The sequence below is a fragment of the Nocardia sp. NPDC003693 genome (assembly GCF_053981095.1).
On record NZ_JBSFNO010000001.1, the window covers coordinates 245,815 to 268,743 of the forward strand.

General features: G+C 68.7%; 24 protein-coding genes. 13 read left to right on the forward strand and 11 right to left on the reverse strand.

Annotated features, from left to right (window positions below; genetic code table 11):
* Positions 1-37 precede the first annotated feature (37 nt).
* Genes ACWDOP_RS01285 through ACWDOP_RS01320 form a run of 8 tightly spaced genes read left to right on the forward strand, consistent with a single transcriptional unit; the run spans position 38 to position 8,677 of the window.
* Positions 38-802, forward strand: a complete 765-nt coding sequence (locus tag ACWDOP_RS01285) for an MlaE family ABC transporter permease (RefSeq protein WP_454205095.1) — start codon at positions 38-40, stop codon at positions 800-802.
* Between the two features lie 9 nt (positions 803-811).
* A complete protein-coding gene (locus ACWDOP_RS01290; protein WP_454204995.1) occupies positions 812-1,657 on the forward strand; it encodes an ABC transporter permease in 846 nt (281 codons plus the stop codon).
* Between the two features lie 8 nt (positions 1,658-1,665).
* On the forward strand, positions 1,666-2,826 hold the full coding sequence (locus ACWDOP_RS01295; RefSeq protein WP_456343353.1) for an MCE family protein: 1,161 nt from the start codon (positions 1,666-1,668) through the stop codon (positions 2,824-2,826).
* The gene (locus tag ACWDOP_RS01300; RefSeq protein WP_456343354.1) at positions 2,826-3,848 is read left to right on the forward strand and encodes an MCE family protein; all 1,023 of its coding nucleotides are present in this window, start codon (positions 2,826-2,828) and stop codon (positions 3,846-3,848) included. The genes ACWDOP_RS01295 and ACWDOP_RS01300 overlap by 1 nt, the downstream gene beginning before the upstream one ends.
* 2 nt (positions 3,849-3,850) lie before the next feature.
* A complete protein-coding gene (locus tag ACWDOP_RS01305; protein WP_456343355.1) occupies positions 3,851-4,870 on the forward strand; it encodes an MCE family protein in 1,020 nt (339 codons plus the stop codon).
* Complete coding sequence (locus ACWDOP_RS01310; RefSeq protein WP_456343356.1) at positions 4,867-6,111, forward strand: MCE family protein; 1,245 nt, start codon at positions 4,867-4,869, stop codon at positions 6,109-6,111. Before ACWDOP_RS01305 ends, ACWDOP_RS01310 begins: the two co-directional genes overlap by 4 nt.
* Positions 6,108-7,250, forward strand: a complete 1,143-nt coding sequence (locus ACWDOP_RS01315) for an MCE family protein (RefSeq protein ID WP_456343357.1) — start codon at positions 6,108-6,110, stop codon at positions 7,248-7,250. The genes ACWDOP_RS01310 and ACWDOP_RS01315 overlap by 4 nt, the downstream gene beginning before the upstream one ends.
* A 2-nt stretch (positions 7,251-7,252) precedes the next feature.
* On the forward strand, positions 7,253-8,677 hold the full coding sequence (locus ACWDOP_RS01320; RefSeq protein WP_456343820.1) for an MCE family protein: 1,425 nt from the start codon (positions 7,253-7,255) through the stop codon (positions 8,675-8,677).
* A gap of 195 nt (positions 8,678-8,872) precedes the next feature.
* Here the strand turns inward: ACWDOP_RS01320 and ACWDOP_RS01325 are convergent, their stop codons facing one another.
* From ACWDOP_RS01325 to ACWDOP_RS01345, 5 genes are all read right to left on the reverse strand, one after another.
* The gene (locus tag ACWDOP_RS01325; protein WP_456343358.1) at positions 8,873-9,703 is read right to left on the reverse strand and encodes an NAD(P)H-binding protein; all 831 of its coding nucleotides are present in this window, start codon (positions 9,701-9,703) and stop codon (positions 8,873-8,875) included.
* A gap of 88 nt (positions 9,704-9,791) precedes the next feature.
* Positions 9,792-10,343 carry a TetR/AcrR family transcriptional regulator gene (locus tag ACWDOP_RS01330; protein WP_456343359.1) on the reverse strand — a complete coding sequence of 184 codons (552 nt, stop codon included), beginning with the start codon at positions 10,341-10,343 and terminating at the stop codon, positions 9,792-9,794.
* A gap of 190 nt (positions 10,344-10,533) precedes the next feature.
* Positions 10,534-10,917 (reverse strand): DUF5313 family protein, encoded by a 384-nt coding sequence (locus tag ACWDOP_RS01335; RefSeq protein ID WP_456343360.1) that lies wholly within the window; start codon positions 10,915-10,917, stop codon positions 10,534-10,536.
* A 175-nt stretch (positions 10,918-11,092) separates the two neighbouring features.
* Entirely contained in the window at positions 11,093-11,425 is a 333-nt protein-coding gene (locus tag ACWDOP_RS01340) for a hypothetical protein (RefSeq protein ID WP_454204983.1), read from the reverse strand.
* Between the two features lie 349 nt (positions 11,426-11,774).
* Entirely contained in the window at positions 11,775-12,293 is a 519-nt protein-coding gene (locus ACWDOP_RS01345; protein ID WP_456343361.1) for a ferredoxin, read from the reverse strand.
* Positions 12,294-12,345: 52 nt separating this feature from the next.
* Here ACWDOP_RS01345 and ACWDOP_RS01350 point away from each other — a divergent pair, with 52 nt between their 5' ends.
* Together ACWDOP_RS01350 and ACWDOP_RS01355 are read left to right on the forward strand one after the other, a co-directional pair.
* Positions 12,346-13,335 carry a hypothetical protein gene (locus ACWDOP_RS01350; protein ID WP_456343362.1) on the forward strand — a complete coding sequence of 330 codons (990 nt, stop codon included), beginning with the start codon at positions 12,346-12,348 and terminating at the stop codon, positions 13,333-13,335.
* Between the two features lie 79 nt (positions 13,336-13,414).
* Complete coding sequence (locus ACWDOP_RS01355) at positions 13,415-14,392, forward strand: NAD(P)-dependent alcohol dehydrogenase (RefSeq protein WP_456343363.1); 978 nt, start codon at positions 13,415-13,417, stop codon at positions 14,390-14,392.
* Positions 14,393-14,403: 11 nt separating this feature from the next.
* Here the strand turns inward: ACWDOP_RS01355 and ACWDOP_RS01360 are convergent, their stop codons facing one another.
* The 4 genes from ACWDOP_RS01360 to ACWDOP_RS01375 are packed head-to-tail and all read right to left on the reverse strand — an operon-like array spanning position 14,404 to position 18,802.
* On the reverse strand, positions 14,404-15,066 hold the full coding sequence (locus ACWDOP_RS01360; RefSeq protein ID WP_456343364.1) for an SRPBCC family protein: 663 nt from the start codon (positions 15,064-15,066) through the stop codon (positions 14,404-14,406).
* Positions 15,067-15,091: 25 nt separating this feature from the next.
* The gene (locus ACWDOP_RS01365; RefSeq protein ID WP_456343365.1) at positions 15,092-15,598 is read right to left on the reverse strand and encodes a (2Fe-2S)-binding protein; all 507 of its coding nucleotides are present in this window, start codon (positions 15,596-15,598) and stop codon (positions 15,092-15,094) included.
* Positions 15,591-16,466 (reverse strand): FAD binding domain-containing protein, encoded by an 876-nt coding sequence (locus ACWDOP_RS01370; protein WP_456343366.1) that lies wholly within the window; start codon positions 16,464-16,466, stop codon positions 15,591-15,593. Before ACWDOP_RS01370 ends, ACWDOP_RS01365 begins: the two co-directional genes overlap by 8 nt.
* Positions 16,463-18,802 carry a xanthine dehydrogenase family protein molybdopterin-binding subunit gene (locus ACWDOP_RS01375; RefSeq protein ID WP_456343367.1) on the reverse strand — a complete coding sequence of 780 codons (2,340 nt, stop codon included), beginning with the start codon at positions 18,800-18,802 and terminating at the stop codon, positions 16,463-16,465. The genes ACWDOP_RS01370 and ACWDOP_RS01375 overlap by 4 nt, the downstream gene beginning before the upstream one ends.
* A gap of 278 nt (positions 18,803-19,080) precedes the next feature.
* Here ACWDOP_RS01375 and ACWDOP_RS01380 point away from each other — a divergent pair, with 278 nt between their 5' ends.
* Positions 19,081-20,175: an XdhC family protein gene (locus ACWDOP_RS01380; RefSeq protein ID WP_456343368.1), complete on the forward strand. Its 1,095-nt coding sequence runs from the start codon at positions 19,081-19,083 to the stop codon at positions 20,173-20,175.
* Between the two features lie 13 nt (positions 20,176-20,188).
* Here the strand turns inward: ACWDOP_RS01380 and ACWDOP_RS01385 are convergent, their stop codons facing one another.
* On the reverse strand, positions 20,189-20,470 hold the full coding sequence (locus ACWDOP_RS01385) for a hypothetical protein (RefSeq protein ID WP_456343369.1): 282 nt from the start codon (positions 20,468-20,470) through the stop codon (positions 20,189-20,191).
* A gap of 55 nt (positions 20,471-20,525) precedes the next feature.
* A complete protein-coding gene (locus ACWDOP_RS01390) occupies positions 20,526-21,359 on the reverse strand; it encodes an SDR family oxidoreductase (protein ID WP_454204978.1) in 834 nt (277 codons plus the stop codon).
* Positions 21,360-21,509: 150 nt separating this feature from the next.
* Between ACWDOP_RS01390 and ACWDOP_RS01395 the strand changes: the two genes are divergently transcribed.
* Positions 21,510-21,908, forward strand: coding sequence for a cobalamin-dependent protein (locus ACWDOP_RS01395; protein ID WP_454205093.1), 399 nt, complete (start codon positions 21,510-21,512; stop codon positions 21,906-21,908).
* Positions 21,909-21,931: 23 nt separating this feature from the next.
* Positions 21,932-22,888 carry a TIGR03564 family F420-dependent LLM class oxidoreductase gene (locus tag ACWDOP_RS01400; protein WP_456343370.1) on the forward strand — a complete coding sequence of 319 codons (957 nt, stop codon included), beginning with the start codon at positions 21,932-21,934 and terminating at the stop codon, positions 22,886-22,888.
* Positions 22,889-22,929 lie beyond the last annotated feature (41 nt).

Consider the following 22,929-nt stretch of genomic DNA (forward strand, 5'->3'; position numbering starts at 1 on the left):
GCTCATGGCCTCGAAACTGATTCCCCGATCCACCTGGATGGCCCGGCGGAGCACCGGCGTTTTTCAAACCATCGGCGGATTGTTCGCCATGTCGGCGGACGCGGTCCGCTTCGCTTTCGTCCGTCCGTTCCAGACCCGCGAGTTCCTCGAGCAGTCCTGGTTCATCGTGCGGGTGTCGATGATTCCGACTGTGCTGGTGGCGATTCCGTTCACCGTGCTGGTCAGCTTCACCCTCAACATCCTGCTGCGCGAACTCGGCGCCGCGGATCTGAGCGGGGCGGGCGCGGCGTTCGGCGCGGTCACCCAGGTCGGCCCGATGGTCACGGTCCTGATCGTGGCCGGCGCGGGCGCGACCGCCATGTGCGCGGACCTGGGCTCGCGGACCATCCGCGAGGAGATCGACGCCATGCGGGTGCTCGGCATCGATCCGGTTCAGCGCCTGGTCACCCCGCGCATGCTCGCCTCCGGGCTGGTGGCGTTCCTGCTCAACAACCTGGTCTGCATCATCGGCATCCTGGGCGGCTACGTCTTCTCCGTCTTCGTCCAGGACGTCAATCCGGGTGCGTTCGCCGCCGGCCTGACCCTGCTCACCGGACTCGACGAGGTCCTCATCTCGTCGGTGAAGGCCCTGCTGTTCGGCATCGTCGCGGGCCTGGTCGCCTGCTACCGGGGGCTCATCGTGACCGGCGGCGCGAAGTCGGTCGGCAACGCGGTCAACGAGACCGTCGTCTACGCGTTCATGTCGCTGTTCGTCATCAATGTCGTGGTCACCGCCATCGGCATCCAGATGACGGCACGATGAGGGGGATTCATGACCATCGCCGCCAGATATCCGGCGACCCTGCGCCGGGTGCGCCGTCCGATCGTGAGCCTGGGCCGCGTCGGTGACCACACCATCTTCTACCTGAAGGCGCTCACCCGAACGCCCTACGCGGCCATGCACTATCGCCGCGAGACCATCCGGCTCATCGCCGAGATCAGCATGGGCGCGGGCGCGCTGGCGGTCTTCGGCGGCACCGTGGTGATCGTCGGGTTCCTCACCCTGGCCACCGGCGGCACGCTGGCGGTGCAGGGCTACAGTTCCCTGGGCAACATCGGCATCGAGGCGCTGACCGGATTCCTGTCCGCGTTCATCAACGTGCGCATCTCGGCGCCCGTGGTCGCGGGCATCGGCCTCGCGGCGACCTTCGGCGCGGGCGCGACCGCGCAACTGGGCGCCATGCGGATCAACGAGGAGATCGACGCCCTCGAATCCCTCGCCATCGAACCGATCGCCTACCTGGTCAGCACCCGGCTGGTGGCGGGCATGGTCGCCATCACCCCGCTCTACGCGCTGGCGGTCATCGCCTCGTTCGTGGCCAGCCGATTCACCACGGTCGTGCTGCTCGGGCAGTCCGCCGGCCTCTACGACCACTACTTCTCGACCTTCCTCAACCCCATCGATCTGGTGTGGTCGTTCGTGCAGGCCCTGGCCATGGCGCTGACGATCCTGCTCATTCACACCTACTTCGGCTTCTTCGCCAGCGGCGGTCCCGCGGGAGTGGGGATCGCGGTCGGCAACGCCGTGCGCACCTCGCTCATCGCGGTGGTCTCGGTGACGCTGCTGGTCTCGCTGGCGGTCTACGGCGCCAACGGGAATTTCAATCTCTCCGGATAGGCATTGCGGTGTTCTCGAATCTGTTGCGCCCCTTGGTGGGTCTGCTGTCCATAGGGATGATCGCCGGCGCCGTCGGCGGCGCGGTCACCCTGTTCGAAGGCGGTCTCGAGGAGACCGTGCCGGTGACCGTGCTCGCGGGCCGGGCCGGGCTGGTCATGTATCCCGATGCCAAGGTGCAGATGCGCGGCGTCACCGTCGGCAAGGTCGCCGGGATCGAGGAGCGCGCGGACGGCGTCGCGGTGATCCGGCTGGCCATCGACTCCGCGCAGCTGTCCCGTATCCCGGCAAACGTGTCGGTCGACATCGCCTCGACCACCGTGTTCGGCGCCAAATACGTGCAGTTCATAGCGCCCGACAACCCTTCGCCCGCAGCGCTGTCCGCGGGCCAGACCTTCGACGCCGACCATGTGACCGTCGAGATCAACACCATCTTCCAGCAGCTCACGCAGGTACTCGGCAGGATCGAACCGGAGAAGCTGAACGCGACCCTGGGCGCGATCGCCACCGCCACCAAGGGGCGGGGCCAGCGCATCGGCCAGCTGCTGACCGATCTGGAATCCTTTCTGGCACAGCTGGAACCGGCGCTCCCCGCGCTGGACGCCGACCTCACGCACCTGCCCGCGGTCGCGGCCGCCTACGCCGACGGCGCGCCCGCGCTGGTCAGCACCGCCGCCGACGCCACGACCATCGCCACCACCCTCGTCGAGGAGCAGCAGAACCTGGACGCGCTCTTGACCGGGGTGATCGGGTTGTCCGACACCGGAAACCAGGTCCTGTCCGACAACGCCGACTCGCTCGCGAGCACGCTGCACCTGCTCGGCCCGACGCTGTCTCTGACCAACGAGTACCGCGAGGCGCTGCGCTGCGGGGTGACGGGCCTGGCCAAACTCGATCGCCTGCCACCGGCCGAGGCCGAGGGCGTCATGATCTCGGCCAACTTCCTGTTCGGCACCTTCCCCTACAGCTATCCCGAGAACCTGCCCAAGGTCGCGGCCTCGGGCGGACCGCAGTGTTCGGTGGTGCCGGTGCCCTACGACTCGCATCCGCCGTTCGTGGTCGCCGATGTCGGCGCCAATCCGTACGCGCGCGGTCAGCAGGGCATCACCTTCAACTCGGAGTGGTTGCAGCACCTGCTGTTCGGGACCGGCGCGGCGAACGGGGGCCGGTAATGGAGCGCCGCAACGGACCGCTGCTGAAGTTCGCCGCGTTCGCGGTGGTCATGGTCGTGCTCTCGGGGCTGCTGATTCTGGTGTTCGGCGACTTCCGGGGCGGGGCGTCGACGAAGTATTCCGCGGTGTTCACCGATTCCTCGGGCCTGCGCCCGGGGGACACCGTCCGCATCGCGGGGGTGCGCGTCGGCACGGTCGGCACCGTGAAGCTGCTCGACGACCACACCGTCACAGTAGATTTCGACACCGACCGCACGGTCGCCCTGACCACGGGCACCAAGGCCGCTGTGCGCTACCTGAACCTGGTCGGGGATCGGTATCTCGAACTCACCGAGGGACCGGCCAGCACCGAGATACTGTCCGCCGGCGCGCGGATACCCGCCGACAAGACCACGCCCGCACTGGATCTCGACGTGCTGCTCGGCGGCCTGAAGCCGGTGATCTCGGGGCTGAACGCCCGCGACGTCAACGGTTTCACCTGGTCGCTGCTGGAAATCTTGCAGGGCAAAGAGGATACGGTCGGCTCGCTGCTCGCGCGCACCACCTCCTTCACAACCACCCTGGCCGACAACGGCGCCGTGGTGCAGCAGCTCATCGACAACCTCAACACCGTCATGGCCACCCTGTCCACGGACGGAGAACAATTCGGGCTGACCATCGACCGGCTCGAACAGCTCGTCAGCGAGCTGTCCGCCGAGCGCGACCCGATCGGCGCGGCTGTTACCGCGCTCGACAACGGAACGGCATCGCTCGCGGACCTGCTCACCCGGGCGCGCCCCGGCCTCGCCGGCACGGTCGACGAACTCGCGCGTCTCGCACCACAGCTCGATGACACCCGCGATCGCCTCGAAAGCGGAATCGCGCTGGCGCCGGAGAACTTCCGCAAGATGGCGCGCACCGGCACCTACGGCAACTTCATCCACTACTACCTGTGCTCGATCTCGGTGCGGGTCAACGATCCGTCCGGACAGGTCGTCGTGCTGCCCGCGGTCAAACAGGACACGGGAAGGTGTAGCGCGTAGCCATGCTCGAGTATCGCGGTAGGAACCTGGCGCGCCACGGTGTGGTCGGCGTCGTCGTCATCATCTGCGTGATCTTCATCGGCCTGCAGTCCCAGCGCATCACCAGCTGGGGCACCACGGTCCGCTACACGGCGGTTTTCACCGAGGCGGGCGGTCTCACCGCCGGCGACGAGGTGATCGTGTCGGGGGTCCAGGTCGGGTCTGTCGCGCGGGTGAGCCTGCGCGACGGGGACGCCCGGGTGGTGTTCACGGTCGAGTCCGGCATCCGGCTCGGCGACCGCAGCGCCGCGCACATCAAAACCGGTTCGCTGCTGGGCAAACGGATGCTGACGGTGATCTCCGACGGCTCGGGGACCCTGCGCCCGTCGCAGATCATCCCGGTCGAACGCACGTCCTCGCCCTATTCGCTGACCGACGCGGTCGGCGACCTCACCACCAACGTGTCCGAGGTCGACACCCGGGCGCTGAATCAGTCACTGGCACTGCTGTCCTCGACCCTGGACCGCGTCGCACCGCAGCTCGGCCCGGCCTTCGACGGGCTGAGCCGGATCTCGCAATCGCTCAACGAGCGCAACGGCTCCCTGCGCGAATTGCTCGGCGCGACAGCCGATGTCACCGGCATCCTGGCGCAGCGCAGCGATCAGCTCAACGCCCTGCTGCTCAACGGCAATGCCCTGCTGGGGGTGCTCACCGAACGCCGGCAGGCGGTGGTGGATCTGCTGGCCAACACTGCGGCCGTGGCCCGCCAGCTCTCGGGCCTCGTCGCGGACAACGAGGCCGAACTCGCCCCGACCCTGGACCGGCTGAACTCGGTGGTCGCCATGCTCGAACGCAATCGGGACAACCTCTCGCAGGCGCTGCCCGGCTTCGTGAAGATCATGCGCACCCAGGGCGAGATCGTGTCGAGCGGGCCCTTCTACAACGCCTACGTGGTGAATCTGCTGCCGGGCTCGCTGATTCAGCCGTTCATCGAGCAGCAGTTCGGCAACGTACCGCTGCCTTCCGGGGAGGGGCCTCGATGAGCAGGCTGCCCGTACGCCGTCTGGCCGCGCTCGCCGCGGTCTTGCTCGCCCTTGCCGCCGCCGGCCTCATCGTGCAGCGAACCTGGTTCGAGCCCAAGCAGATTCGCGCGGTCTTCAGCGCTACGACCGCCATCTACGTCGGTGACGACGTGCGCGTAGCGGGGGTCCGGGTGGGCCGGATCGCGGCCATCGAGCCGCGCGGTACGACCGCGGAGATGGTCCTCGAGGTCGACCGCGACATCGAGATTCCCGCTGACGCCAAAGCCGTGATCGTGGCGCAGAGCCTCATCGCGGCCCGCTACGTGCAGCTCACGCCCTCCCATCGGGGATCGGGTCCGGTGCTCGAGGACGGCGCGGTGATTCCCCTCGACCGCACCGCGGTCCCGGTGGAGTGGGACGAGGTCAAAACCCAATTGGCGCGACTGTCCACCGATCTCGGCCCGGACGGCGCGCTCGCGGAGACCTCCACGACCGGCCGATTCATCGAGAGCACCGCCGACGCGCTGGCGGGCAACGGCGGGAAGCTGCGGGAGACGCTCACCCAATTGTCCGGCGTGGGAAGGATTCTCGCCGAGGGCAGCGGCAGCATCGCCGACACGATCAAGAATCTGCAGACCTTCGTCAGCGTGCTGCGCGACAGCAACGTGCAGATCGTCGAATTCCAGGATCGCCTGGCCACCCTCACCAGCCTGCTGAACGATTCTCGCTCGGATCTCGATGCGGCACTGGTGAATCTGTCGGTCGCCATCGGGGATGTGCAGCGGTTCGTGAACGCGAATCGCGACCGGATGGGGGAGCAGGTGCAGCGGTTGGCCAACGTCACGCAGATCCTGGTCGATCAGCGCTCGGACGTGGAGGAGTTGCTGCATCTCGCGCCGAACAGCGTCGCGAACTTCTACAACATCTACAACGCGGACACCGGAACCACCCCGGGTGTGTTCTCGCTCAACAACTTCACCAATCCGATCCAGTTCATCTGCGGCGGCATCGCCAGCCTGGAGAACACGACATCCGCCGACGCCGCGGCGCGCTGTCACGAATACCTCGGCCCGTTCCTGAAACTGCTCGAGTTCAACTATCTGCCGTTCGCGGTGAATCCGGCGATCGGCCCGTCGGCCGATCCGAAGAACCTGCTCTACACCGACCCGGCGCTCATTCCCCAGGTCGTCGACACCCAGGCGGCCGGGCCCACCCTGCCGAACCTGATCGACATACTGTTCCCGGGCGGAGGACTCCCATGACAGCACAGCGGCTTCCGCGCCGCGGCAGGCTTCTGCTGCTGGGCGCGTGCGCGATGTTCAGTGCCACCGGCTGCGGCTGGCAGGGCGTGAACTCGGTGTCCCTGCCGGGTGCGGCCGGGCACGAGCCGGGCTCCACGGTCCTGAACGTCGAGATGGCCGATGTCGGCACGCTGGTGTCGAATTCGCCGGTCATGATCGACGATGTGGTGGTCGGCAGCGTCGGTGACATCGGGCTGAGCGGCTGGCACGCGCGGGTGCAGGTGTGGATTCGCCCGGGAACCGTGATCCCGGCCAATGCCGTCGCGGTGATCGGGCAGACCAGCCTGCTGGGCTCGAGCCACCTCGCGCTGAGCACCCCGCCCGGCGTGGCGCCGGCGGGCCAACTGGAATCCGGTGCGACCATCGCGCTGAACTCGTCCTCTACGTATCCCTCCACCGAGCAGACCCTGGCGTCGCTGTCGCTGGTCGTCAACGGCGGCGGCCTGGGCCAGATCGGCGATATCGTCCACGGTTTGAACGAGGCGTTCACCGGCCGTCAGGACCGGATCGCGTCCCTGCTGACCCGGCTCGACACCGTGCTGGGCACCCTGGATACCCAGCGCGCCAACATCATCGAGGCGATCGGCGGGGTGGAACGACTGGCGGGAACCTTCGCTGCCCAGCGGGACGTGGTGAGCGAGGCGCTGCGCAAACTACCGCCCGCGCTGGACACCCTCATCGCCGCGCGCCCGGATCTGGTGACCGCCCTGGACAGGCTCCGTACGTTCAGCGACACCGCGTCCGGGGTCGTGGATCGGGTGCGTGACGACCTGCTCGCCGATCTGGCGGATCTGGAACCGACGGTGCGCACCCTCGCCGACGTCGGTTCCGACATCAGTTCCGCGATCGCCTTCGCGACGGTGTACCCCTACGGGCAGTACGGCGTCGATCACGCGATCAAGGGCGACTACATCAATCTCGTTGCCACCGTCGACCTCACGGTGCCGCGCCTGCGCAAGGAACTGTTGCTGGGCACGCCATGGGGTGATCCGACGGCGGTCATCCAGGCGGCGGTCGGCGAACCCGGCTATGCCCGCCAGGTCAACAATCCACTGACCGTCGGCATCGAGCCGGCGCCGGAGAATCCGGGAGAGCGCTGATGCTGCTGTCGCGTTTCGTGCGAACCCAATTGGTGATCTTCTCGATCCTGTCGGTCATCGGCCTGGTCGTCATGGCGACCGTGTACATGCGCCTACCCACCCTGGCCGGCATCGGCGGCTACCGGGTGACGGTCGAGCTCCCGGCCGCGGGCGGGCTCTACCGGTTCGGCAACGTCACCTACCGCGGGGTGGAGATCGGCAAGGTCACCGGGGTGGAGCTGACGCGGGACGGAGTGCACGCCACCCTGGCCATCGACGAATCCTGGCGTATACCGGCGGATCTGGACGCCGAGGTGCGCAGCGTGTCGGCGGTCGGCGAACAGTACGTCGAGCTGCGCCCGCGCACCGATTCCGGGCCGTACCTGCACGACGGCTCGGTGATCGCGTTGCGCGACACCAAGATTCCGCAGGCCGTCGGCCCGATGCTGGATCGGCTCAGCGCCCTGGTCGGGACGATTCCGCAGGACAAGCTCAGCGATCTGCTCGACGAGATGTTCGAGGGCGTCAACGGTGTCGGCTACGACCTGGATTCGCTCATGGCCTCCGCGGGCACGCTGTCCGCGGACCTGAACGGGGTGGCGAGCCAGACCCGCACGCTGATCGAAGATACCGCGCCGCTGCTGGAGTCGCAGGCGCGCACCGCCGACGCCATCCGGGTGTGGACCCGGAGCCTGTCCGGGGTCACCGCGCAGCTCGTCGCGAACGATCCCCAGGTGCGTGCCCTGCTGCAGACCGGGCCGTCCGCCACGGGCGACGTGACCGCGCTGCTGGACACCTTGAAACCGACCCTTCCGATCCTGCTGGCGAACCTGACGACCGTCAGCCAGCTCGCGGTCACCTACAACGCGGGTCTCGAACAGCTCCTGGTTCTGCTGCCCCCGGCGGTTTCGATGATCCAGGCCGTGCACCCCACCAACAACGCCTCGGGCTGGGGCCTGGGCACCTTCCGCCTGTCGGGCACCTCCGATCCGCCCGCCTGCACGGTCGGGTTCCTCCCGCAGTCGGCCTGGCGTTCGCCCGCCGACATCACCACGATCGACACCCCCGAAGACCTGTACTGCAAACTGCCCCAGGATTCGCAGATCGCGGTGCGCGGCGCTCGAAACTTTCCCTGTGTGAACCACCCCGGCAAGCGTGCGCCGACCGCCGCCCTGTGCAACAGCGATCAGGAGTACGTGCCGCTCGCGTCCGACCAGCCGGTTCTGGGCCCCAACCCCCGAGATCCGAATCTGGAGAACCAGGGCATTGACCCCGACCCCCGCCACGACACCGGCGGTGGCGCCGACAACCTGCTGTCGCCGGGGATCGGCTTCGCGGGCTACGACCCCAATACCGGGAAATACGTTGCGCCCGACGGAAAGATTTATCGGCAGTCCGATCTGGCGACGCCCGCCGACGGGCAGTGGACGAACCTGATGCCCCGCTGATCCGGGCCGCGGGTCTGCCGGGACTGCTGCTGAGCGCCGGTCACGCCCTCGATTCGTTTGGGCGGCAACGGTATTCGGTGCGAATGCTAAGGCCACGTGCGGATGCGGAGAGAGCAGCCGCCACGCCGTCCAAGGATCCGGTGCGGCGTTCAACTGAAGCGTTTCCGGTAGCCAAGGCCGGTCTCGCCTCGGTGGTTACGGGGTCCAGACCCCGGTGGCGGCGGTGCGACGGGCATAGTCGGCGAAGTCGGTGGCGGCTCGCCCGAGTACGCGTTGTACGCCGTCGGCGAGTATGTCGTCGGTGAGTGCCATGGCTGCCATCCAGTCGGCGTCCTCAGCCGGAATGCCTTGTGCGATTAGGTATTCGCGATACTCGACGGGTTCGAGGTGGGTGTAGGTGATGTCGCGGCCGGTGGCCTGCGCGATGTGGGCGACGGCGTCGGCGAAGGTGAGCAGCCGGGGCCCGGTGAGATCGTAGGACTGCCCGACGTGTTCGTCGCCGGTGAGTGCCGCGACGGCGACAGCGGCGATGTCGTCGGCATCGACGAAGCCGAGCCGGGCCTGACCGTGGTTGCCGACGAGGTTGCCGGACAGGATCGCCTCGCGGAATCCGATCACATAGTCGGCGCCGGCGTCGAAGTTCTGGTTGAACCAGCTCGGGCGAACGAAAGTCCATTCGGCGCCCGAGGATTTGACGGCGTTCTCGGCAGGACCGGTGATGTCCTCGGCACCGTAGCCGCTGAGTAGGACCAGGCGGCGAGCTCCGGCCTCGACGGCGTGCCTAGCGAAAGCGCCGATCTCGTCGATCGCTTCCTGGCCCATGGTGGCGGGATGGGCGACATAGACCCGGTCCACCCCATCCAAGGCGGGGGTCCAGGTGCGCGCGTCATGCCAGTCGAAGGGCGGGGTGCCGCGCCGGGAGCCAACTCGGGTGGGGACACCGAGTCGTTCCAGACCGGCGACGACGCGGCTGCCGGTCGTGCCGTTGCCGCCGATGACCAGGGTGGTGGGTGTGCTGGTGCTCATGACAGGTCTCCGATGAAGGTTCGGTGCGCGCGACGAATCCGCCGGACTCGCCGAAGCGCGCCGGGAAAGAGCGAAACATGGTTGGAGGTCAGGTGATGAGGTTCTGAATCGCCTTGCGAGCGAGCATGATCAGCTGATCGGGGGACTCGGGCTCGTCCGTGCCGGGCGGCTGGGCGTCGAGCATGCCCGTGTGCAGGATCGATCCGACGATCATGACCGACATACGGGCGAGGGCGGGCAGGTCCGGTTCGGTGGCCGGTGAGCGGCCTTCGCCCTCCCACCGGGCCAGGACGAGAGCGACGACGTCTTCGACGCATTCGGTGAACCCGGCCATGGCCTGCTGCGCCCACCCGGGTTCGAGCTCGAACAGCCGCTGGCGCAACTGGAACAGCTCGCGCTCGGCTGCGGTCTGCGGTCCGGAGTCGACGAACAGTGTGACGAGCGGTTCCAGCATGTCGGTCGATTCGGCCGCGCTGAACCGTTCGGCCGCCTCGGGCGGGATCGACTCCCACTTCTGCCCCGCGAGCACGGCGTCACGGGTGGGGAAGTAGTTGTAGAACGTGCGCGCCGACACGAGGGCCTCGGCGCAGATCGAGTCGACGGTGACCGCGGCGCTGCCGTTTTCGACCGCCTGACGCAACGCCGCCCTCTCGATCGACGCGGCTGTTGCCCGGCGCCGCGCTGCTCGAGTGTCCCGACCGGCCATTCCTCATCCCTTCGCGCCGTAATCGTGTGAGGGCCCGGCAAATTCGAGCCGATCAACAATTGCAGAGTATGCAAATAGTGCAGAGTCTGCAAGGTTCGAATGAAGGATGCGGTCCCGAGCCGGGTCAGTGCGGGTGATTGATCGCGTAACGGGCGCGTTCGCGCGCGGTGGCGTGCAGCACCCCTGGCGCGTCCAGATCGGCGGGCAGACCGTGCTGGGCCAGTCGATGCGCCCGGTTCGGCGCCATATAGGCCGCGCAGTAGAACAGCGCGAGAATGAGCGCGAGCAAGGTCATGGCGAGACGCAGCCACAACGCTCCGGGAAAAGCGAAGAGCAACACCGCGAAGACCGGCAGGAACGGAGTCATGCCCCGCACGAGATGCCGTGTGTACGCGTGCTTTCCGGTCAGGTCCCGCAGCACCCAGTCCCGCAGGTCGTCGGGCATCGGCCGTCCGACCGTGTAGCCGAGCCACTCCGCGAATGTGGGTCGCCGGCGCTGCCGTGTCATGTCTCGCTCCTCTCGCCCGCGGTGACGGGATCAACTACCTCGAGGATGCGCCCGGCGGGTCCCGCTCCGGTAGCCGTCGCGGCGCTATGCAGCCATAGATCAGCCCTATGGGTGCCGTGGCGCGCTGACTACGCCATCGGCCGCTCAGGCATCACGTGGACGCCTCCACGTGCGGTCAACGCACCATGACGGGCGTCGTCAAGTGCACCCCGCGCGCCTCGTGACGACAGCTGGACCCGTACCCCAGCTCCAGCGACATCCCGTAGGTAGGGCTCATGCACTGCCACCCGTCGAACGTGCGGTTGTTGGTGTTGCCCGCCGCCGGATCGGGCGGCAGCGCCCGGTACTTCGCGAGCACCGCCTCGGCCTCGTCACAGGAGACGTTCCCGGCCTCCACCTTGACGATCGGCTGGCCGGTCGACGCGCCACACGCCGTTCCGGGCGCGACCGGCGTCGATCCGTCGGCGGGCAGCTCCAGGACGGTGATGCTGGTCGGGGGAGATGGCACGACCCTGGTCGTGGTGGATGGGGTTGGGGGACTGATCGATTCGCTGGTCCCGGCGGGGAGACTCGACGTGGCGGACGGCGACGTCCCGGGAAACAGCTCGTTGTTGGACGACCCACAAGCCGCCGTAAGGAGAAGCACCGCCCCACTCCCGAGTGCGACCGCACCTGCCAAGACCCGACGCGCTGTCCCCATGCAGCCGACGATATCGCTGTTCGAGCCCAACAACCCGACGACGCGACGACGCGGGTTTGCCCCTGCTCACCGAGGCTGGATGCAAGCCCTCACCGCGTCGCCGGGGACTAGTCCAGTTCGGTCAGGCCGCTACGTGGCAGCGGATCCCGAGGCGCCGCTACAGGTTCGGCAGCGGGTCGTCGTCGTCCGGGTAGCGCCCGTTCTCCAATCTGAACACATAGGCCCGTAGATCGGTCTCGAGATCGGTCGCGAGATAGGTGAGAAAGTCCCGGACACCTGCCGCCGGCTCCGCATCCTGGGCACGAGCTTTCGGGCCCGTGAACTCGGCGAGCAGCTCCATGAGATGGGCGGCGACCTCGGCGCGGCCGCTCCACCATGCGCGGACGGCCGCGGGGGTCCACCGCGAGTCCCCGTCCCATGCATAACCATCGAACGGGTCGTCGGCCGCGGCCCCCAGCACGCAGGCGACCTCGGCCGGTGACCGAGGCTGGCGATAGATGAACTCGTTGTAATACTCACCGCCGTAGAGCACGTTGTGGGGCGCTTGCTGCCTTCCGGTCCAACAGGTATCGGTCTGGCCCGTATAGAACGGCCCCGGTACGTTCATCCAGTGCCGGTCCTCCCACTTGTCACCGTGGTAGACCGATTCATACGGGGTGTTCGGAACCGCGGTCATCGGATCCCAGCCTCGCGGTAGGTTGCTCACCGCTCCAGCATTCCCTATCGCCGTGGCCCGTGAGCGTCGAGTCATCGGTCGCCGTGTGGTGTCGTGGTGGCTTGTTGGCGACCCGCTGAAGGGCGCGACGACCGTCGATTCCGCACAGCGCCTTGACGTTCCGGCATTTCGTAGTGGAAGGTGTGCGCTCGGCGACCACCGCCGCACCTGGAACGCACGTAATGGAGAACCTGTGATGTCCGAGCACCTCTCTCCGGTCTCGACGGGTCCGATCGATGTTCGTGGTGCATTCGGTGTCGCGGATCGGGGAGCCGGGCGCTTTCCGGCGGAGATGTCGCTGTCGAGCCTGCCCTTCGACTTCGAATGGGACGAGCCGACCCGGAACACTTTGCTCGACGACGACGATGAGCGTGATCCCGCGTTGGCGGACAGGCTCGGGGCGCTCAGGGACGAAGCAATTTTCGGGCTCGGCGTCGCGGCTGCGCGGTGGGTTGTGGCGCGTGTGGACGGTGTCGCGCCCGCGGCGGATGTGCGAGATGCTTTGCTGCGCATCGACGCGGCGTTGGCCCTGTGCGCCGACCTGCACTACGCGCGGCTGACCGATCCGCCGGTGTTCGGCGATCAGGCGCCGCCGAAAGCCGAAGAGCCGCTGTGGGTCTGCCGAACGCTGCTCTTCTGGGTGTACGGTTCGGCCGTCCTCGGTGAGGACCTGCAGGGTGAGTGCATGTCGCTGATTCTGCTGGCCCGTCAGGTGATGGGGTCGCACGCTGGATTCTCGACATGGCTGAGCGACGCCCTCGACAAGGCCGAGGCAACCTATGCCCTCGCGGACGACGATCCGGATGACGAAGACTCCCAGCTGATGTGGAAGCCGGTGCCGCCGGAGTTCTTCTGGCCGAGCTTCACCTGGACGACGAATGACGCGGCGCAGGCGCTCGTGGACGCCTTCCTCGCCGGGCTCGACCCGGCGACCAATCCGTACCTGCGTGACGCACAGGACATGTGCACGCACGGATTCGAAGGCAATCCCTACGGCCGGTGACCGAGGACGTCCCGAATCCGGGACACCCCGGGGACTTCCCTGATGTGTGCGGGCGGTCGGGACGCCTAGCGTTATCGGGGTGAAGGCAATCGTGCAGCGGGTTTACGGGTCGTCGGCGGCGTTGACGGTGGGCGACGTCGAACGACCGGACGCGGGAGCGGGCGAAGTGCTCGTCCGGGTCCGGGCGGCGTCGGTCAACGCGCGGGACTGGCATGTGATGCGGGGGGATCCGAAGATCGCGCGGTGGATGGATCGGTCGGTGTTCCGGCGGAAGGGACCGACGAACCTGGTGCAGGGCGGGGACTTCGCGGGGACGGTCGAGGCGGTGGGTGAGGGGGTCACCGACATCGCGGTGGGGGACGAGGTGTTCGGGGAGGCGGTGAGCGGCGCGTTCGCGGAGTACCTCGCGGTCCCGCGCGCACTCCTCGAACGAAAGCCGAAGAATCTGAGCTTCGAGGAGGCGGCGGCCGTACCATTGGCCGCCAACACGGCCCTGACCTGCCTGCGCCACATCAAGTCCGGGGATCGAGTGTTGATCATCGGCGCCTCCGGCGGGGTCGGCACGTTCGCGGTCCAGATCGCCCGTGCCAAGGGCGCCGAGGTCACCGCGGTCTGCAGTACCCGCAATGTCGAGGCGGCCAAGTCGCTCGGCGCCGGGCGCGTGTTCGACTACACCCGCGAGACCGTGACCGGCCGCTACGACACCGTCCTGGACCTCGCGGGTGCACGCGGCCTGCGCGAGCTCCTGCGCCTGGTCGAACCCACCGGCACCCTGGTCCTGTCCGGCGGCGGAAACTTCGACGGCGGCAGCGTGTTCGGCCCCGTCGGCCTGCTCGCGCTGGGCCAGCTCGCCCGCCCGTTCGTGAAACCCTCGATCAGCGTCCCCCAGGCCGAGCAGACCCCGTCGTCCCTGACAGAGCTCCGCGAGCTGATCGAGGCGGGCCACGTCCGCCCGGCCATCGACCGGACCTACCCCCTGGACGAGACTCCCGCCGCCATCGCCTACATGGAGTCCGAACACGCCAGGGCGAAGATCGTGATCACCGTCGCCGGGTAGGCGGATCGCCGCTAACCCCGTCGCCGCCGCAGGAGAACGAACAGAGAAGCCAGGAGCAGCAGGGCAGCCGCCGCCGCGAGGCCGAGGTTGCGGTTGGGGGTCACGCCGGCGGCGCGGAGCAGGTCGATCGGCTCGGCCGCCTCGCGGTCGGGAACCGCGGCCACGGCGGGAGGCGGCGAATCCGCCACGACCGGAGCGGGTTTCGACGGCTCCGTGCTCGCGGCCGGAGCGCTCGCGGTGATCTCCGTCGCGAGATTGTCGGCGAAGCGGCCGATCAAGGTGCCCGCCACGTCGGCCAGCACGCCGCGGCCGAACTGGGCGGGCTTGCCGGTGATCGCGAGATCGGTGTCCACGAAAACATCGGTGCGGCCGCCGGACTCGATCATCCGCAGAGTCACCAGGGCCTTGGCGGTCCCGTTGCCGCGGGTCTCGCGGCCGCCGCCCTCGAGCACGGCGGTCAGGTTGGGTTCGTCCTGGGACAGCACCTTGATGACGCCCGTGTACGTCAGGCCGACCGGGCCGAGCTTGACCTTGATCTTGCCGTGGAAGTCGTCGCCCTCGCGGGAGGTCAGGACCGCGCCGGGAACGCAGGGGGCGATGCGTTCGAGGTCGAGCAGGACCGGCCAGGCGTCGGCGGCGGGGACGGGGATCGTGAAGTTGTTCTCGAGTTTCATGGGAATCCTTGCGGTCGGAAAGCGCTCACGCCTGGGCGGCGGGGCAGGTGGACGCATCGGCCGCCATGGCGTCGGCGGCGCAGCGGACCGCGCGCACGATGCCCTGGTATCCGGTGCAGCGGCACAGATTTCCCGAGAGCGCCTCGCGGATCTCGCCGTCGCTGGGGTCGGGGTTCTCGGCCAGGAACGCGGTCGCCGACACCACGAAACCCGGTGTGCAGAAGCCGCATTGCAGCCCGTGATGGTCGCGCAGCGCCTGCTGCACCGGCGACAGCGTGCCGTCGGGCGCCGCGATCCCCTCCACCGTCGTCAGTTCCGAGCCATCGGCCTGCACCGCGAACATCAGGCACGACCGCACTGCCGCGCCGTCGACCAGCACCGTGCACGCCCCGCAGACCCCGTGCTCGCACCCCAGATGGGTGCCGGTCAGACCGCAGCGATCCCGCAGATAGTCCGAGAGCGTCAGTCGCGGCGGCACACTCGCCCGATGGGTCGCGCCGTTGACGCGCATCTCGATCTCGACGTCAGTCATTGCCGGCCTCCTCAACCGAGCGCTGCCACGCACGCGCAACCATCGCCGCGCCGACCTGCCGTCGGAACTCGGCGCTGCCGTGAATATCCGCGGACACGGAATCCAATGCGGCGGTGACGGTCTCACCGAGCCGGACGCCATCGACGTCGGCGGCCACCCGACCGAGCAGCGCCTGCTCGCCCGCTGTAGCGCGCACGGGCGTGGGCCCCAGTCCGAACAGGCCGATGGCACACCGATCCACGCGCGAGTCGGCGTCCAGCCGCAGCGCGACGGTCGCTCCGGCTATAGCGAAATCGCCACTGCGCCGCGCGAACTCCTCGATGGCGAAACCGCATCGGCCCGCCCACACCGGAAACCGGATGCCGGTCACCATCTCGTCGGGCTCGAGATCGGTGCTCCACATACCGGTGAAGAACTCCGACGCCGGAATCACCCGGGTTCCCCGCGGGGACAGCGTCTCCATCTCCGCGTCGAGAGTCAAAGCGACCGTGGGATATTCGCCGGTCGCGTCGGCGTGCGCGATCGCGCCGCCGATCGTGCCGCGATTGCGGATCTGGAAGTGCCCGATCAGCGGCGTAGCCCGGCTCAGCAGCGGCACCAGGCGGTGCACCTCGGCGGACCGGCCGACATCGGCGTGCGTGGTCCCCGCCCCGATCCAGACCTGATCACCGCGCACCTCGATCCCGCGCAGGGTGTCCAGCCGGCGCAGGTCGACCAGGTGCTCGAACACCGCCAGCCGCAACACCAGCATGGGCATCAGGCTCTGCCCACCCGCGATGATCTTGGCTTCGTCCCCCAGTTCGGCCAGCAGCGCCACGGCCTCCTCCGGGGTCGCGGGCGCGTGATACTCGAACGCGGCCGGTTTCATTCGGTCACCTCCCCGTCGCGTGCCTGCCGCACCAGATCCACGATGGTGGCCGGGGACAACGGCAGCCGTGACAATTCCACTCCGAACGGCGCGAGCGCGTCAATCACCGCGTTGAGCACCGCCGGGGCGGCCCCGATGGCCCCGCCCTCGCCGACCCCCTTGAAGCCGCCGGGCCCGCTGCTGGGCGTCTCCACATGCCCGAGTTCGATGGTCGGCACCTCGGTCGCGGTCGGCATCAGATAGTCCATGAACGTCGTGGCGACCGGATTGCCGAGCTCGTCGTAGGCCAGGTGCTCGTACAGCGCGCCGCCGATACCCTGCACGGTGCCGCCGTAGATCTGGCCCTCCACCACGTTGGGATTGATCATCGGCCCGCAGTCCTCGCTGACGATGTAGCGCAGCAACTTCACGGCCCCGGTGACGATGTCGACCTCGCAGGTGCACACGTGGGTGGCGTTCGCCCAGATCATCATGGCGTTCGTGCGATGCCGCCCGCTGGCCTCCAGCCCGGGAGTTACGCCGGGCGGCAGCAGATCCGGTTGGAAGTAGGCGATCTCGGCGATCTCGGCGAAGGTGACCGACTTGTCGCCGCCCGCGCGGGCGCGGCTGTCCGCGAGCTCGATGTCCTCGATCGGCACCCCGAGCTTGTGCGCGGCGATCGCGATGATCCGCTCGCGCAGGCCCGCCGCGGTGACCGCGATGGCGCCGGCGGTCATCGAGCCCGAACGACTGCCCCCGGTCCCGCCGCCGAACGGCGTCACCGCGGTATCGCCCTGGATGGTCCGCACATCGGCGAGCGCGGCCCCGAGCGCGTCGGCCGCCAGCTGCACCACGGTGGTCTCGAGGCTGTTGCCCGCCGAACCGCCCGCGACATAGACGTTGATCTTGCCGGTGGGCTCGATCCGGATGGTCGCGCCCTCGGTGGCGTGAAACGGCGTTGTGCCCGTTGTCGGTTCGACGTAGGAGCAGGTTCCGACACCGAGGTAGCGGCCCTGCGCGCGGGCGCGTTCCTGCTCGGCGCGGAAGGCGTCGTAGTCCAGGATCGACAGCGCGAGTTCGAAGGTCTCGCGCGGCGACATGTCGCTGTACGGCATGCCGTGCGGATTGGCCACCGGCAGGTCCGCGGCGGCCAGCATGTTCCGCCGTCGCAGTTCCACCGGATCCAGTCCGATCCGACGGGCGGCCTTGTCCAGCAGCACTTCCCGCGTCACCGATTCGAACTGCCACGGCCCGCGATAGGGCACGCGGCCCACGGTGTTGGTGTAGACGAACCGGGCGTTGAACCCGGCCTCGGGCACCCGGTACGGCCCGGGCATCAGCATGCCGACCACGACGCCGCCGGTGATGGGGGAGGGACTCGGGTACGCGCCCACGTTCTGCACGTGATCGAGGGTGGCGGCCAGGATGCGCCCGTCGGCGTCGAAAGCCATTCGGACGTCGCCGTATTCGTGCCGGGACATACCCGCCGCGATCAGGTGCTCCTGCCGGTCCTCGATCCACTTGATCGCGACCCCGAGCTTGCGGGCGGCCAGGATCACGCAGGCGTCCTCGCGCAGCGGCGCGACCTTCAGTCCGAAACCGCCCCCGGTGTCGCGAAGGACGACACGCACCTGATGCTCGTCGATCCCGAGCAGGCGCGAGCAGAACCCGCGCACCTCGTGCGCGGACTGACTCGAGGTCCACACCGTCAATTCCGAGGTGGGAGCGGACCATTCGGTCACGATTCCCCGGGTCTCCAGCGGCACCGGCGCGTACGCCTGCTGGTGGATCCGCTGGCCGACCACGTGGGCGGCGGCCTCGAAGACCGGGTCGAGATCGGCGATCGGCCGCCCGCCCATCGCGCCGGCGGAGTTTCCGGCGAACCCGGCGTGGACCAGGTCGGGGGACTGTTCCGCGGTGAGGAAGTCGATGACCGGGGTCAGCGGTTCGTAGTCCACGAACACCAACTCGGCCGCGTCCTCGGCGACGTAGCGATCCACCGCGATGACCAGCGCCACCGGGTCACCCACGAAGCGGGCTTCCTCGTCGGCGAGCGGCGGTCGCGGCACCGGCGGCAATCCCGGCATGTCGAGGGCGAAGGAGATCTCATGGACGCCCGGGGCGAGGTCGGCGGCGGTGTAGACGGCGACGACGCCGTCGAGTTCGAGTGCCGCGCTCACGTCGACACCGAGAATCCGGGCGCGCGCGTGCGGGCTGCGCACGAAGCAGGCGTGCCGCATCCCGGGCCGGGTGATGTCGTCGACGAAGGTACCCGCGCCGGTCAGCAGCCGCAGGTCCTCGAGCCGGGGGATTCGGGCGCCGACCGCGCCCGCCGTCGCGGTGCTGGTCTCGCTCACGACAGCACACCCCGGCGACCGCGGCACCGGTGGGTGCCGAATGCACTGTCAGACAGCCTGATTCGCGTCATCGGGCTGATCCTCCGTTCACCTCTGGGCGGGCCGTCGCCGTCGGTCCGCGAGCGGCCGGCGTCGGCGGGGGATACGGCTGCGCCAGTACCGAAGCCGATTCAACACCAGATATGTCAAAAATGGAAATGTAGTATCAGTATTCACGAGAATAACATTCTCGCACGGCATCGAGCCGCGAGGCAGCCGTCGTTCGAAAGGGTCCGACCATGCGCGATCTGGCCGCTCACCTGCGGCGGTGGCATGCCCGCGGCGACACCGCGTACGCCCTGGCGACCGTCATCGGCGTCGACGGCAGCACACCCCGCGAACCCGGCGCGACCATGGCCGTCGACGCGACGGGATCCGTGCGCGGCAGCCTGTCCGGCGGATGCGTCGAAGGCGCGGTGTACGAGCTCTGCCTGCGGGTTCTCGAGACCGGCATCCCCGTGCGAAAGACGTTCGGCTACAGCGACTCCGACGCCTTCGCGGTCGGCCTGACCTGCGGCGGCGAACTGGAGGTCTGGGTGCACCGCGTCACCGCGGAGCAGTTCCCGATCGTCGAGGCGGTCCTGGACGCCACCGGACCCGTCGCGCTGATCCGTGAGCTGGACTCGGGCCGGCTTCGCGTGCTCACCGCGGTGGGCGGGGCAGGGGTCGCCATGGATCCCCTGATCGAACGGCAGGCGCGCGCCATGCTCGAGACCGGAACGACCGGGGTGCGCACCACCGGCTGTGCCGATCGTGAACGCACCGTGTTCGTCGAATCCTTCTCCACGGCACCGCGAATGATCATCTTCGGCGCGACGGACTTCACCGTCGCCCTGTGCCGGGTCGGGCGGCTACTGGGCTACCACGTCACCGTGTGCGAGGCGCGCCCGGTCTTCTCCGAGCACGCTCGGGTCCGCGAGGCCGACGAGTTCGTCACCGACTGGCCGCACCGCTATCTGCGCACCACCCCGGTCGATGCCCGCACGGTGATCTGCGTGCTCACCCACGATCCGAAGTTCGATCTACCGGTGCTGACCGCCGCGTTGCGGTTGCCGGTCGCCTACGTGGGCGCCATGGGTTCGCGTCGCACGGACCGTGAACGCCGAGAGCGGTTGCGCGCCAACGGAGTCACCGACGCGCAGTTGCGTCTGCTGCACTCGCCCATCGGGCTCGAGCTCGGCGGCCGGACCCCGGAGGAGACGGCGGTGGCGATCGGCGCGGAACTGGTCGCGGTCCGGCGGGGTGGTTCGGCGCGGCCGCTGTCGGGCACCGACCGCCCCATTCATCCGCCGGACCCTCTCGAGCAGCGCGCCGATCGCGCACCCGCCTGTTGAGCGGGACCCGCGTTCAGGCGACCTGGTTCTGCCGCAACGCGGTTCGCAGTTCGGGCAGCTGGTCGACCGAGGACTCGGTCAGTCGCGGGCGCCCGTGCCACCCGCAGGGCAGACCGCAGGTCGGTGTCATGGCGACGCGGACGCGGCCGTCGCGGAAGGTGCTCACGACCTCCGACGCTTGGGCGGGATAGCCGCAGTGCGCACAGGCGCCGAAGTAGTCCAGGACGTCCCGGACCATCACATGGACGGGGGCATCGGAGTCGGCGGGCTCGGGGACGGGGTGGAGTTGACGCATGATCGGTTCTCTCTGGCAGGGAAATTCGTGTGCTCGGGCAGCCCGTCCCGGTGACTCAGTCGAGAAACAGGTCGAGCTTGGGGTGATCGCCGCCGCCGTAACCGGACAGGTCGTCGGTGGTCGTGTAGCGGGTGACGGCGTCGGAGTCGATGAAGCAATGGCCGGTGATTTGCGGAGCGGGCCGGGTCATGATGGCGACGGCCGCATCGCCCATAATGCGCGGACTGCGCGATCTCGGCAGCAAATTCTCCGAATCCGCCATATGTGCCACCGCGGCGGTGGCGATGAACGTCTCGGGCCACAGACAGTTGAAAGCCATTCCGGTACCGGCGAATTCGGCGGCCCACCCCAGCGTCAGCAGAGTCATCCCGTACTTGGACACGGTGTAGGCCGGATGCGCGCCCAGCCACCGCGGGTTCATGTTGATCGGCGGGGACAGGGTCAGCACGTGCGCGTTCGGTGACTCGCGCAGGTGCGGCAGACAGGCCCGGGTGAGCAGGAACGTGCCGCGGACGTTCACATCCTGCATGAGGTCGAACCGCTTGGCGGACAACTCCTCCGTGGCCTCGGTAGCGATCGCGCTGGCGTTGTTCACGCACAGATCCACGCCGCCGAAGCGTTCGATCGCGGTGTCGACCGCACGCTGAACGTCTTCTTCCGAGCGCACGTCGCCGATCACCGCGGCGGCCTTGCCGCCGGCGGCCTCGATCTCGGCGGCGGCGGTGTGCACGGTGCCGCTCAGCTTCGGATGGGGTTCCGCGGTCTTGGCCAGCAACACCACGTTCGCGCCCTGGGCCGCCGCCGCGACGGCGATCGCGAGCCCGATGCCACGGCTGGCTCCGGAGATCACCATGGTGCGGTCGGTCAGCGGGCGATCCGGTTCGGTCATGGCGCTCCTCGCGGTGAGTGAATATGCGTTTCCATCTGATGGTATTGGCATTCTCATTTTTCGCAAGTAACGTATCCGCTGATGAGCGACCACAAGCAGCCGCTGTCCCCGGGGACGCCGGGGCAGGGCGCGCCGGACGACGCGGCGCCGGTGCCCGTGCGCGTACTGATCGCCAAGCCCGGGCTGGACGGTCACGACCACGGCGCGAAGATCCTCGCCCGCGCGCTGCGTGATGCCGGATTCGAGGTGGTCTACACCGGAATTCGCCAGCGCGTGGAGGACATCGTGGCCATCGCGCTGCAGGAGGACGTCGCCGTGATCGGCCTGAGCGTGCTGTCCGGGGCGCATCTGCCGCTGACCAGTCGCGTGATCACCGGCCTGCGGGCGGCCGACGCCGCCGACATCGCGGTCGTGATCGGTGGGACGATCCCGCGCTCGGACGTCCCCGCGCTGCTGCGCGCCGGCGCCGCCGCGGTGTTCACCACCGGCACCGCACCCGAGGCGATGGTCACCGAGATTCGCGGGCTGACCGCGTCCGAAACCGGATGAACACCACTAACTTTGGAGGAACCGTGCGCATCGGAGTGATGATCGGGCCGGAGAAGGGCGACACCGCCCGCAAGCTCGAACGCATGCTGCGTGACATCGAATGGGCCGAATCCGCGGGCCTGGACACGGCGTGGATTCCGCAGATACCCACCGACTTCGACGCGCTGACCGCCATCGCCGCCATGGCCGCGCGCTCGTCCCGCATCGAGTTGGGCACGGCGGTCGTGCCCCTGCAGGCGCAGCATCCGGTAGCCCTGGCCCGCCAAGCGCTGTCGGTCCAGGCGATGACCGGCGGCCGCCTCACGCTCGGGGTGGGGCCGTCCCATCACTGGATCGTCGGCGACATGCTCGGCCTGCCGTACGACAAGCCCGCCGCGTACACCCGCGACTATCTCGAGGTCCTCAACGCCGCGGTGACCGGGCCGGGACCCGTTCGGGTGCGCAACGATTCGTTCGAGGTGGACAACCCGACCGATCTGACGCCGGTCGCGCCGATGCCCGTGCTGGTCGCGGCGCTCGGGCCGGTCATGCTGCGGGTCACGGGGGAGCGCGCCGACGGCACCATCCTGTGGATGGCCGACGAGCGCGCGATCGCCGGGCACATCGTTCCCAAGATCACCAAGGCGGCCGCCGACGCGGGCCGCCCGGCCCCGCGCGTCGTCGCCGGTCTGCCGGTATGCCTGTGCGCGCGTGCGGATATCGACGCGGCCAAGGAGCGCGCGAATCGCATACTCGGTGAGGCCGAGATCTCGCCGAACTATCAGCGCCTGCTCGAGCGCGGCGAAGCGCGCGATATCGGCGACCTGTGTATCGCCGGTGACGAGGAGACCATCGCCGCGGGCCTGCGCCGCTACGCCGAGGCCGGCGCCACCGATCTGTCGGTGCGCCTGCTCCCGATCGGCGACACCGTCGCGGAGTTGATCGCCTCCAAGCAGCTCACCCGCACGGTCATCGCGGAGCTCGCCCGAGAGCTCCGCTGACTCGGCCCGTAACCCCGGGTCACCGCCCGATGCCCGATCGT

Excerpts from the sequence above, each read along its gene's own strand:
- ACWDOP_RS01285 (WP_454205095.1), top strand. The coding sequence starts at position 38 with ATGGCCCGGCGGAGCACCGGCGTTTTTCAAACCATCGGCGGATTGTTC.
- ACWDOP_RS01290 (WP_454204995.1), top strand. The coding sequence starts at position 812 with ATGACCATCGCCGCCAGATATCCGGCGACCCTGCGCCGGGTGCGCCGT.
- ACWDOP_RS01300 (WP_456343354.1), top strand. The coding sequence starts at position 2,826 with ATGGAGCGCCGCAACGGACCGCTGCTGAAGTTCGCCGCGTTCGCGGTG.
- ACWDOP_RS01305 (WP_456343355.1), top strand. The coding sequence starts at position 3,851 with ATGCTCGAGTATCGCGGTAGGAACCTGGCGCGCCACGGTGTGGTCGGC.
- ACWDOP_RS01310 (WP_456343356.1), top strand. The coding sequence starts at position 4,867 with ATGAGCAGGCTGCCCGTACGCCGTCTGGCCGCGCTCGCCGCGGTCTTG.
- ACWDOP_RS01315 (WP_456343357.1), top strand. The coding sequence starts at position 6,108 with ATGACAGCACAGCGGCTTCCGCGCCGCGGCAGGCTTCTGCTGCTGGGC.
- ACWDOP_RS01325 (WP_456343358.1), bottom strand. The coding sequence starts at position 9,703 with ATGAGCACCAGCACACCCACCACCCTGGTCATCGGCGGCAACGGCACG.
- ACWDOP_RS01335 (WP_456343360.1), bottom strand. The coding sequence starts at position 10,917 with ATGACACGGCAGCGCCGGCGACCCACATTCGCGGAGTGGCTCGGCTAC.
- ACWDOP_RS01345 (WP_456343361.1), bottom strand. The coding sequence starts at position 12,293 with ATGACCGCGGTTCCGAACACCCCGTATGAATCGGTCTACCACGGTGAC.
- ACWDOP_RS01360 (WP_456343364.1), bottom strand. The coding sequence starts at position 15,066 with ATGAAACTCGAGAACAACTTCACGATCCCCGTCCCCGCCGCCGACGCC.
- ACWDOP_RS01365 (WP_456343365.1), bottom strand. The coding sequence starts at position 15,598 with ATGACTGACGTCGAGATCGAGATGCGCGTCAACGGCGCGACCCATCGG.
- ACWDOP_RS01370 (WP_456343366.1), bottom strand. The coding sequence starts at position 16,466 with ATGAAACCGGCCGCGTTCGAGTATCACGCGCCCGCGACCCCGGAGGAG.
- ACWDOP_RS01380 (WP_456343368.1), top strand. The coding sequence starts at position 19,081 with ATGCGCGATCTGGCCGCTCACCTGCGGCGGTGGCATGCCCGCGGCGAC.
- ACWDOP_RS01385 (WP_456343369.1), bottom strand. The coding sequence starts at position 20,470 with ATGCGTCAACTCCACCCCGTCCCCGAGCCCGCCGACTCCGATGCCCCC.
- ACWDOP_RS01390 (WP_454204978.1), bottom strand. The coding sequence starts at position 21,359 with ATGACCGAACCGGATCGCCCGCTGACCGACCGCACCATGGTGATCTCC.